The sequence below is a fragment of the Colwellia sp. D2M02 genome, from assembly GCF_018860755.1.
In the GTDB taxonomy this organism is placed as follows: Bacteria; Pseudomonadota; Gammaproteobacteria; order Enterobacterales; family Alteromonadaceae; genus Colwellia; species Colwellia asteriadis.
The window spans coordinates 1-11,637 of sequence record NZ_JAHKPW010000028.1 but is presented as its reverse complement, the minus strand read 5'-3'; the positions used below and the strand labels follow the sequence as shown (position 1 = coordinate 11,637).

The following is an 11,637-nucleotide window of genomic DNA, read 5'->3' as shown; positions in this document are numbered from 1 at the left end:
AGCTATTGACGCGAAATTTTCCTTGAATTAAGAAAAATTATCAAGCTAGAGATTCAGAAAAGTAGCTTTTTATTATATTTCAATTGGTTAAATATCTCTTAATCCGAGTTCAGGTTAGTTAACATCTCTTTACTGATTGTTTTAATAAAGTTAGTTAAAATATAGCAATTCGTTTTCAATAAAATTAATAACGTTGAATGTTTAACCCCGAGGTAAATATCATGACAAAAAAATACTTAATTTGGGATTTACCCTTAAGAATATTTCACTGGAGTTTTGCGCTGACCATTTTGGCTTTGTGGTATACCGCAGAGCAAGGCAGTGAACTAGTAGAAATACATATGCAGCTGGGTTATGTTGCTTTAGGTTTATTAACCTTTAGAATACTCTGGGGAATTGTCGGGCCAACTCATGCCCGTTTCAGTCAATTTATCCCCTCCCCTAAAAAACTTATAAACTATTTATTTAAGCGTGATAGCAAACAAGGCAACACGCCCAGTGCTGGTCATAACCCATTGGGCGCGTTAATGGTTATATTGATGATAGTGCTGGTGAGCGTACAAGCTATCAGCGGTTTATTTATTGATAATGATGTTTTTTCAACAGGGCCATACAACAGTGTTGTTTCTGGCGACACTGAAAAATTAATGAGCTTTTTACATCATAATACCTTTGATTTAGTACTAATTGCCATCGCCTTACATATTGGTGCTATTGCTTATTATGCGTTAGTAAAAAAGCTTAATTTAGTTACCCCAATGCTAACGGGTAAAAAAGATGCTAAAGACGTTGACAGCTCGGCCGAAATTCCACATTCAAAAATAATACTCGCTATTATATTAGCACTGGTTTGTGCAGCATTTATTTATTGGTTGGTGGTAATAAACGCACCGGTTATTGAAGATTTTTATTACTAATGTTTTAAATACTAATGTTTTAAATACTAATGCTCTAAATAACCTGAGGTTAGGTTATTTAATGCCCTTCAGGTTCATCGTTTCATAAAAAAACCGATACGTTAAAATTAACATATCGGTTTTTTACTCAGCACATCCAAAATACACAAAGTGTGTGCTTCATTAATGAGTTTTCATTTTTGAAATTAGCATTCCAAAAGGTTACTAATCATTAATCTTTTTTAAAGTCATCATGGCAGCCGCCACAAGTTTTACCTACACCGCCAATAGCTTTTTTAGTTGCCGCTTCATCTTTGGTTTTAGCCGCTGCCATTAACGCAGCAGATGCTTTAGTTAAATCTTCAATACGGTGACTATAGTTGTCTGTTTCTTGCCAAATTTTAGCGAGTGCTTCGGTTTCAACATCAAACTTGCTGGTATCAGTACGGCTGTAATCGGCAATCATTAATGATAACTGGTTAATACGCAGCGCATGTTTTTCAGCTTTTTGGGCATCAAAAGGAGCTTTACCTTTCGCCATAGCACCTAATGGTCCCATGTTGCTACCTAAAAGACTAAAAACCGACTGACGTAATTCAGTTGAATAATTAGCATGCTTTAGTGAAGTTGCTTCTTGAGCCACACTAACGGTTGCTGCAACTAAACTTGTTGCTACGGCTAAAACTAAAACACTTTTTTTCAGGACACTCATCGCTAACCTCTCTCTTAGTAATTATTATTTGATGATTCTACTTTGCTTAGTGTAACGTAAAAACACATCACAAAAAGCAACAACTTGTAACAAAAACAATTAATACGTTTATAAAGTACACATCATTAAATTTTAAAGCTTCTCATAAACTTAAACAATCATTCCACCGCTTATTGATATTAATATCTAAGTTGCACATGACAACTTTTTTTACTCTGATGCGCGTAAGCTATGTAATGCTGGTTTATTAATATATTGTCGTAATGGTATATAACAAGCGTTAAAGACATTGCTCATAATAGTAGTTACAAAGCATTATCTCTATTATGTAAGCGAGCGTTTTATTATTTAGAAAGGAGTTCAGAGGTGCTTTATACCCGTTATTATTTACTAATAACGGGTATAAAGTAATACGAAGAGTGTTATAAGCCGTTAACTATTTCTTTAACCAATGGTGGCCCTTGGTAAATAAAACCAGTATAAACTTGTACTAAACTCGCACCTGCTTGAAGCTTTTCATTCGCATCTTCACTCGATGCTATACCGCCAACGCCAATAATAGGTAGTTTATTATTTAGTGCTTGAGAAAGTAGCTTAATAACTTGTGTGCTTTTATCTTTTACTGGCGCGCCACTTAAGCCACCTTGCTCATCGCCAAACTCTAACCCTTCTACTCCTTCGCGAGAAAGCGTAGTGTTAGTGGCAATAACACCGTCAATGTTATTATCAATCAGTGACTGTGCAATAGAATTAACTTCTTCTGCAGATAAGTCTGGGGCAATTTTTACCGCAACTGGAACATATTTATCGTATTGCTCGGCTAACGCTGTTTGCTCTGCTTTTAGGGCTGACAATAATTCATTTAATGCTTCACCGTATTGTAATGAGCGTAAACCTGGAGTGTTTGGCGATGATATATTCACGGTAATATAAGAAGCAAAGTTATACACTTTACGCATACAATGAATGTAATCGTCTTTGGCATTTTCTTCAGGCGTATCTTTATTTTTACCAATATTAATACCAAGCACGCCTTTGAAGTTAGCCGCTTGTACTTGTGAAACTAAGTAATCAACACCTTTGTTATTAAAGCCCATACGGTTAATAACTGCGTTAGCTTTAGGTAATCTAAAAATACGCGGTTTATCATTACCGGGTTGTGGTCGTGGTGTTACGGTACCCACTTCAACAAAACCAAAACCCATCGCTGCAAAAGCATTAATACATTCGCCGTTTTTATCCAAACCGGCAGCTAAACCAACAGGGTTAGGAAATTTAATGCCCATAACCGTTACCGGCTTGTTTGACACCGATTGTTTATAAAGTACATTAACTGGTGATTTACCGGTACTTTTTAAACCTTTAATCGTCAGTTCGTGAATAGTTTCCGCATCAAACTGAAAAAGTACTTTGCGAATAGCTGGATAAAACATAATGTTCCTACTCAATAGATAAATAATACGCGCTAAAAATTATGGCTGCATAATAGCATAAAAAAATCCCCGCTAGGCGAGGATTTGATCAATAAAACAAGCTTTATTTATTCACGCTATTGGTGCTTAAATAGCCATAATTAATTAATGCTAACCGGTTGGCAGTTTAGGCTTAATAGCATTAATTCACGTAATGCCACTGAGAACTTAGCAAAATCGTGCGTTTGCCCTACTTTAAAGTCAGTTAAAATATGCTTCCAGCGATCAAGTGGTTGTTCGTTAGTTGCAATCCATTTATCAAGTAGTTGATCTAGTGCAGAGAACTCTTTATCGCACTGACAACGTAATACAACTGAAGTTAGTGAGCGTTGTTGCCAATCGAGCTCTTCCCTAAATGACGCTCTTGCCAATGCTTGCCAATGGTTTGCAACCGCTTGACGAGTAATTTGGTCTAAGAACCAGTGTAGCTCTAAGCGTGCACCCAGTTTAAAGTAAAGGTTAGCTGCTTGCTCAATAGTACAACCGTTTTCTTGGGCAACTTCAGCAATATCCATAGTAGAGAACAGTGTACTTAACTGTGAAATACGTTGTGCAATAACTTTCGGAATACCTGCTTCAACTAAGTCATTAGCGACACGCTCTAGCGCTTCAATTTCATCACTGATCATAAAGTCAGCGAGTTTTTCAGACAACGTTGCAAACGTTGGTTGATAAAGAGCAATTGACTCAGCAATAGGTAACGACTTATTACGATGACGTAAGAACCAGCGTGTAACACGACGTACCGTACGACGATATTGAAATAACATTTCAGTTTGAATAGCTGTAGATATTTTATTATCTAGCACTTCAATTTGTTCCCAAAAGCTTTCAAGTTCAAACACCGCACTAGCAATAGTATAACAGTTCGCTATTTCAGCAACACTTGCACCAGTCTCTTCTTGCATGCGATTAACAAAGTTAAAGCCCATATCATTGCCAATTTTGTTAGCAAGTTTAGTGGCAATAATTTCTGCACGTAATGGATGGTTTTGCATCTCATTTTGATACTTATTACGTAGTTGCTCAGGGAAAGCCGTTATTAACAATCTGTCATGATAATCGTTTGTTGTGATTTCATCATGAACTAAGTCTTCTTTTAACACCATTTTGCTGTAAGCAAGTAACACAGATAGCTCTGGGCGCGTTAAACCTTTGCCTTGTGCTAATCGATCAGCAATTTCTTCATCATCAGGGATAAACTCTAAGGTACGATCAAGCTTACCTGTACGTTCTAATTCATGAATAAAGCGCACTTGCTCTTTAAGTTGGTTAACACCACGCATAGCGGTAATAGACAATGAATGCGTTTGGCGGTAACAATCTTCAATAACTAATTCGCCTACTTCATCAGTCATATCGTAAAGCACTTTATTACGCTGTTTGATGGTTAAATCACCATTTTGTACTAGCGTGTTAAGTAAAATTTTAATATTAACTTCGTTATCTGAACAGTCTACACCACCCGCGTTATCTACCGCATCAGTATTAATGCGACCGCCTTTAGCAGCATATTCAATACGACCTAGTTGAGTAAAACCTAAGTTACCACCTTCACCGACAACTTTTGCTTTTAATTCTTTACCATTAATACGTAAAACGTCATTAGCGCGATCGCCCACTTCTAAATGCGTTTCTTTGCTACCTTTAACATAGGTACCAATACCGCCATTCCAAAGTAGATCAACTTTCATGGTTAAAATAGCTTGAATTAAATCGGTTGGTGCTAAGCTTTGCTTTTGCGTACCCAACATTTTCTTAATTTCTGGCGTTAACTTAATTGATTTTACATGGCGACTAAAAATACCACCGCCTTGAGAAATTAATTTCGCGTTATAATCTTCCCAAGTACAACCTGGCGTATTAAATAAACGCTCACGTTCAACGTAAGAGCTTGCTGCATCTGGATTTGGATCAATAAAAATATGCATATGGTTAAACGCAGACTGTAAGCGAATATGTTTTGATAACAGCATACCATTACCAAAAACATCGCCCGCCATGTCACCTATAGCAATACAGGTGAAATCGGTTGTTTGACAATCAATATCCATTTCTCGGAAATGACGCTTCACTGATTCCCATGCACCTTTTGCGGTAATGCCCATAGCTTTGTGATCATAACCAACGCTACCACCTGATGCGAATGCGTCCCCTAACCAGAAGTTATACTCATCCGAAATACTATTAGCAATATCAGAGAAAGTCGCGGTACCTTTATCTGCCGCTACTACTAAGTACGCATCATCTTCGTCAAGGCGAATAACATCTTTGGGTGGTACAATTTCACCATCAACTATATTGTCAGTAATATCTAACAATGCTCGAATAAAGGTACGGTAGCACTCTTTACCTGCTTCAAATATTTCTTCGCGAGAGCCACTTGGTAATTGTTTACAAACAAAACCACCTTTTGCACCAACAGGTACAATAACGGTATTTTTCACTTGCTGTGCTTTAACTAAGCCTAAGACTTCTGTGCGGAAATCTTCACGACGGTCAGACCAACGTAAACCACCACGAGCAACTTTACCGCCTCGTAAATGCACACCCTCTACTTGAGGAGAGTAGACAAATATTTCGAATTTAGGGATAGGTAAAGGAACTTCGCTAATTTGCTCTGGTAATATTTTAAATGAAATATAAGACTTAGTATTACCTTGAGCATCTTTTTGGAAGTAGTTCGTTCTAATCGTCGCATTAATCATTTCAACAAAACGTCTAATAATGCGATCGTCATCTAAGTTAGCAACATTATCTAAAGAGCTTTCTACTTCAGCTAATACCTTGGTAATAGCTTTTTCTTTCGCCGTTGCTGATAATTTACTTTGCGGGTCAAAGCGTAAATTAAATAGGTTAATTAATAACTCAGCGATACTCGGGTAATTAGAGAAGGTATCTTCGATATAGCTTTGGCTAAAACGACCACCGATTTGGCGCTCGTATTTAGCAAAAGCACGTAATATTGATACTGCCCTACCTTCAATACCAGCACCTAAAATTAAGCGGTTAAAGCCATCATCTTCTAAATCACCACTCCATACTTTAGCAAACGCATCTTGGAATAATGTTCTTACTTTATATAAATCAAACTTACCATTGCCATTAACGAGCATTGAAAAGTCTAAAATCCAGTTCACTTCACCGTTAATCGTTTTTATTGCGTAAGGGCTTTCACCAATAACACGTAAACCAAAGTTTTCTAACATTGGTAATACGTCACTTAAGTGGATTGGCTCACCAATATGAAATAGCTTTAATTTCACAAAGCGACTATCTGCTTTCTCTTCAAGCGGTTGATAAAATAACATTTCTAAGCTGTTATCTGCACTCACCTTTTCTAGCTTTTCAATATCAACAATAGCTGAACCTGGTAATACTTCATCTTTATACGATTGTGGGAAGTGGGTATATTTACGACCAAGTGCTTTAGCGTCAGCTTCACCGTAATTAGCCGCTAGTGCTGATACTAATTTATCATCCCAATTACGGGCAGCTTCATTTAGATTCTTTTCAATTTCTTTCACGTTAATATCTGCTTTAGTCGAGTTAACTTTCACAATGTAATGTGTTCTTGCATGAACAGACTCTGAGAAGAAGGTCGTAAATTCAACTTCTTCTTTACTATTAAATGCCTGTTGTAATAATTCTTGCGTATCAATACGTAATTTGGTGTTATAGCGTTCTCTTGGTACATAAACCATACAAGAATAGAAACGATCAAACGCGTCGCGACGAACAAATAAGCCACAGTAATCGCGTTCTTGCATTTGTAAAATGCCTGTAACCGTTCGTAATAATTCATCAACTGACGATTGCAATATTTCATCACGTGGGTAAGTTTCTAAAATATTGATTAGGGTTTTATAGTCGTGAGTACCCTTGGCGTAACCTGACGCGTCACATACCGCCATAACTTTTGAGCTAATAAACGGCAAGTTCTGTACGCTATTGGTGTAATAGGCTGAGCCGAATAAACCAATAAAGCGCTCTTCGCCAATCACGTTACCTTTATCATCGAAGCGTTTAACACCAATATAGTCAAGCTGCGCTGGACGATGAACCCGTGAACACGAATTAGTTTTCGTTAAAATTAAGTGACTATTGCCTAGAGCAACTTCTCGGCCTCGTTCGCTTAAACTTGAAACTAGTCGAGTCGCGGTACCTTTTGAGTTTTTCATTAAGCCTAAGCTCGACCCAATATTGGCATTTAACGAAATATCGCCTTTAACGGCTTGTACTTCATAATCGCGGTAACCCATTAACGTGAAGTTGTTATCAGCCATCCAGTTAAGAAAGTCTAGTGAGTCTTGTTTTTCTTGCTTACCGCCGGGTAATTTAGCTTTACTCACTTCACTAATCACGGCTTTTAAGCGAGCTAGCATAGGTTGCCAATCACTTACGGTTAAGCTGATATCTTCAACCACTGATAATAATTCAGACTTAATATTATCAAGCTCACTCTGCTCTGACTGTCGATCTATTTCAATTAAGAAGATAGTTTCTTCTGACGTTGCTTTTAATTTTGTGTCAACAATAGGCGATAGTGCCGTCACATCTAATTTTTCATTACGTACAACTTTCAATGGCGCATTTAACATTAAATGTGGTGAAAGCCCTAGACGGTTTAGTGCAATACGAATAGAGTCCACTAAAAAAGGCATGTCTTTAACGATAACTTCGATAATGGTGTGACTCGACTTCCAACCGTTTTTATCTACTGATGGGTTAAATACATGAATAACCGGCGTTTCATCTTTGTGTTCATTTAATGAACTCCATAAGCTTAATGCCGCGCCATACATATCACTGTCATTACGATCTGATAAATCTAAAGACGATATTTTTCCGTACAATAAATTGGCAAACTGCTCAACTAATGGAGCAGTTTTACTATCAACTTTTTGTTGGATAAGTTTCGCTACATTGTTAAGTATAACCGAGGAAGAACTGTTCACTAACGCCATGAGTGTTTCCTTTTAAAAAGAAAGCTTGAAATAATTGGTTGTTGTATTAATAAAGTCATTATTTAGTCGATAAAAAAGCTCAATAAATGAATTTACTATTTATTTTTTTAATAGTGTCTATCAGGATAGACTATGAAATGGATTTTATGAATAAATTTAGGCGATTGCGAGTAATATTTTCATTAACTCGGGCTAAATAATTAGATAAAAATCAGTAGATGAACACTTTCTTGTACACTTGATTATGTTTATGCAACTAAGCTAAATATATAATGCTTTAAAGGCGATATTTGTGTTTATTTATGCAAAAAAACAAAATACTATAAATAATGTTTTATTCGCTTTTTCAATCAGGTGTACCGATACATAATTTGCTTCATAAGTACTTCACATCTATAGTTTAATAAGCTTAGTGTAATGACTTAATGAGAGGTTCCCTTTTTAATTTTTCATTAAACTTTTTGAATATCTAAAAAATAATACAGTTGTCTAAATGAAATTTACTTTCTCTAATATTTCCCTTAATTACTTTTGTCGTATTTTGTTGACCCTATGTCTTCTTTATTGTCCTGCAATTTTAGCTGATTCGGTTATATATGCCGATATACTCAAAGCTGAAGATTATAGGTTACGTTATAACCTAGCTCTTAGAGGACAAAAAGCAATAGACATTAAAGATTACACTCCTACTAAAGTAGGCTCTCAACGTGAAATAGTCGAAATGATTATTTTACAAAAAGCACTATACCTCGGTGGTGAAAAGTCTACTATCGCTTTTAACCCAAAAGACTCCTTAACACTAAGAGAAGTAACGTCCTTAGTTAAAGGTGACAGCTTACTTTATGGTAATACATTATGGTTTGAGATGATTAAGGATTATCAAGGCTCTTTATATATTAGTGACCCACTAATTAGGTACGGTGAATATGAAGCTGGATTTTATACAAGCCGAAGTAATAAAAAAGCATTGTCGACCACGATGGAGACCCTTAAAGATTTAAAAGTTATTACCAGTAGCCAATGGGGCGCTGATTGGCGAGCGTTACATAATAGCCCAGTACAAACGATAAACTTTATGGGGTCATGGATTGACATGCTATCGATGGTAGAGTACCAGGTTGTTGACGCTATGCTGATCAATTTCAGTTTACAAGAAGATCTAAGTTTAATGTTCGATGATAAAACCTATATTCCTATTCCTAATATTAAAATAATGCTGCCTGGCAGTCGTCATTTTGTGGTCAGTAAAAAACACCCTAATGGAGCGCAAGTGTTTAATGCCTTAAATAAAGGAATTAAAATCATGCGTGAAAGTGGAGAAATAGAAAAACTATATCGTCAAGCAGGTTTCATTAATTCAAAGGTTAAAGGCTGGTCTTTAGCAAACAGTACTATGTTAACGGTTGACGCCAAATGATTAGTGTTATTTATAAATCACTTATAGTCAGCACTTTATTAATGTTCACAATACCCAACAATAAATGCTATGCACAAAACGATGAGGCTTTAAGCGCCTTAGCTAATGAAATTAAATTAGACCCTCAAAGTGTTATTGATAAAACAGAGTCATTAATAAATGACTCTCCGAAAGAGAAAAGTCTTTCGTTACGTTTTTTACAACTGCAAGCCTATGTCGCTAATGATTTAGACATGCGTTCAATTCCTAAAATAGCCATATTAAAGCAATTGGCTATAGACCTTAAACGTAACGATATATTAGTAGAAACACTTATTTTTCAAGCCATGATCGCAAGACGTAACGAGCATTACTCTGACGCCTTAAAATATAATTTTCAGGCGTTTAAATTAAGCGAAAAACTACATAACCCAGAGATAAAAACACGTGTTTTACAAAATTTAGCGCAGCTCTACTCTGAGCTTGAGCGCTATAAAGAGTCACTTGAATTCTATGATCGTGCGTTATTATTAAGTAATCAGGTCAATCAAGACATAAGCAATGAAATACTTATTGAAAAGGGCTTAGTTTACCTTATGTTAGGTAATTACTTCCAAGCTAAGGCGTTACTTAATCAAGCACTACATACCATTAACAAAACAAGTGCCAATGCTTACTCTTTAAAAGTATATTTAGGTCAGCTTTACGTCATTTTAGGAGATTACCCCAAGGCACTGCTTTATCTCGAGTCATTAACCTCAGCAACCTTAGAAAACCTGCCCGCACAAACTAGACGTAACTATTTTGAATATTTAGCAAGGGCTTACCTACAACAGGGTAACTTTACTAAAGCAATTACCATCGCCAAACAGCAATTACTCAAAAATTACAATACGCGCTTTTTATCGCACCAAGCAAATTTACAAAAAATAGTTGCTCAAGCTTATTTCCAACAGTTAGATTATGAAAACGCCTATACCTTTTTACAGCGCTATAATTTAGTGCAACAAGCAGTGCATGAGAAAGTTAGAGACAGTAAAGTATTACAACTTGAAGCACAATTTAGCAAAGAACAACAAGAGTCAAAAATAAAATTACTAGAGCAAGACAGTGCGTTACAGAAAAGCTTATATGAAAACCAAAAAATAGCACAAGAACAAAAGCACCAAAGAGAGCGTTATCATCAACAATTATCGATTATTGCGTTGATTGTTGGTTTTATTATTTTGTTATTTGCCTTTAGGCAGCTTCAGGTGCGGAAATATACAAAACGATTAGAGCATAATGTTAAAGAACGCACTAAAGAGCTTGCATATAAAAATCAAGAATTGAAAGAGATAAGCGTACTTGACCAACTCACAGGTTTACATAATAGGCGTTTTCTTTATCAATCTATCGATAAAGATATTAGTCGCGTAGATCGTTATTATCATGAAATGAATGCTAGCCTTGAGCAGGCAGCTCCAGAAAATACAGTCAACCATCACATTGATAATAACCTAGAGCATGATCTCACTTTTATTCTTATCGACCTCGATCATTTTAAACAAGTAAATGATAACTATGGCCACTCTGCAGGTGATAATGTTTTAGTGCAAATGAAAACATTAATCAAGCAAACCTTTCGAGAGTCGGATTTTTTAATTCGCTGGGGAGGTGAGGAGTTTCTTATTGTAGCTCGCTACGTTAACCGTTATAAAATTAACGCAGTCATTGAGCGCTTCAGAAAAGCTGTTGCTACCCATACTTTTGTTTTGAATAACACCAAAAGTATCCATTGTAGCTGCTCTATTGGTTTTGCTTCATACCCATTCTCTCAGCACCATCCTAAGCTGTTTACTTGGGAGCAAGTTATCGATATTGCCGATATCGCACTTTATAGCGCGAAAGAAAATAAGCGCGATGCGTGGGTAGGTTTATTAGCAGGAGAGCAATTAGAGAACGTAAGTAAATTAACTAAAATGGCTGTTACAGACAACGCTGAACACTATGGTATGACAAGAGTAAAGAACTCAACAAGTGCGATGTTAAACGAACAGAAGCTCGCTTGTGTATCTAGCATTAATATCACACATGCCAAAAATTTATTTAATCAATAACTTATAAGCTATGGGCTGTTGATCTTTCACGGTTAAATTTTGTTAGAGATAAAAGCGTTTTAATCGCAGCGGACAACGTTTTTTGGTCATTTTTA

The 11,637-nt window shown here is 36.3% G+C and carries 6 protein-coding genes; 3 read left to right on the top strand and 3 right to left on the bottom strand.

Annotated elements, in window-relative coordinates:
• Nucleotides 1-221 precede the first annotated feature (221 nt).
• A complete protein-coding gene (locus KO495_RS03485; RefSeq protein ID WP_215979007.1) occupies nucleotides 222-917 on the top strand; it encodes a cytochrome b/b6 domain-containing protein in 696 nt (231 codons plus the stop codon).
• A gap of 211 nt (nucleotides 918-1,128) precedes the next feature.
• On the opposite strand, the gene KO495_RS03480 is transcribed toward KO495_RS03485, so the two are convergent.
• The 3 genes from KO495_RS03480 to KO495_RS03470 all read right to left on the bottom strand — a co-directional run bounded on the left by KO495_RS03480 (nucleotide 1,129) and on the right by KO495_RS03470 (nucleotide 8,047).
• Nucleotides 1,129-1,608: a cytochrome c gene (locus KO495_RS03480; protein ID WP_215979006.1), complete on the bottom strand. Its 480-nt coding sequence runs from the start codon at nucleotides 1,606-1,608 to the stop codon at nucleotides 1,129-1,131.
• Nucleotides 1,609-2,030: 422 nt separating this feature from the next.
• Nucleotides 2,031-3,041, bottom strand: coding sequence for a quinone-dependent dihydroorotate dehydrogenase (gene pyrD / locus KO495_RS03475; protein WP_215979005.1), 1,011 nt, complete (start codon nucleotides 3,039-3,041; stop codon nucleotides 2,031-2,033).
• 140 nt (nucleotides 3,042-3,181) lie between these two features.
• Nucleotides 3,182-8,047, bottom strand: coding sequence for an NAD-glutamate dehydrogenase (locus KO495_RS03470; protein ID WP_215979004.1), 4,866 nt, complete (start codon nucleotides 8,045-8,047; stop codon nucleotides 3,182-3,184).
• Nucleotides 8,048-8,540: 493 nt separating this feature from the next.
• Between KO495_RS03470 and KO495_RS03465 the strand changes: the two genes are divergently transcribed.
• Together KO495_RS03465 and KO495_RS03460 are read left to right on the top strand one after the other, a co-directional pair.
• Nucleotides 8,541-9,464 carry a transporter substrate-binding domain-containing protein gene (locus KO495_RS03465; RefSeq protein ID WP_215979003.1) on the top strand — a complete coding sequence of 308 codons (924 nt, stop codon included), beginning with the start codon at nucleotides 8,541-8,543 and terminating at the stop codon, nucleotides 9,462-9,464.
• 41 nt (nucleotides 9,465-9,505) lie between these two features.
• Nucleotides 9,506-11,542: a diguanylate cyclase gene (locus KO495_RS03460; RefSeq protein WP_215979002.1), complete on the top strand. Its 2,037-nt coding sequence runs from the start codon at nucleotides 9,506-9,508 to the stop codon at nucleotides 11,540-11,542.
• Nucleotides 11,543-11,637 lie beyond the last annotated feature (95 nt).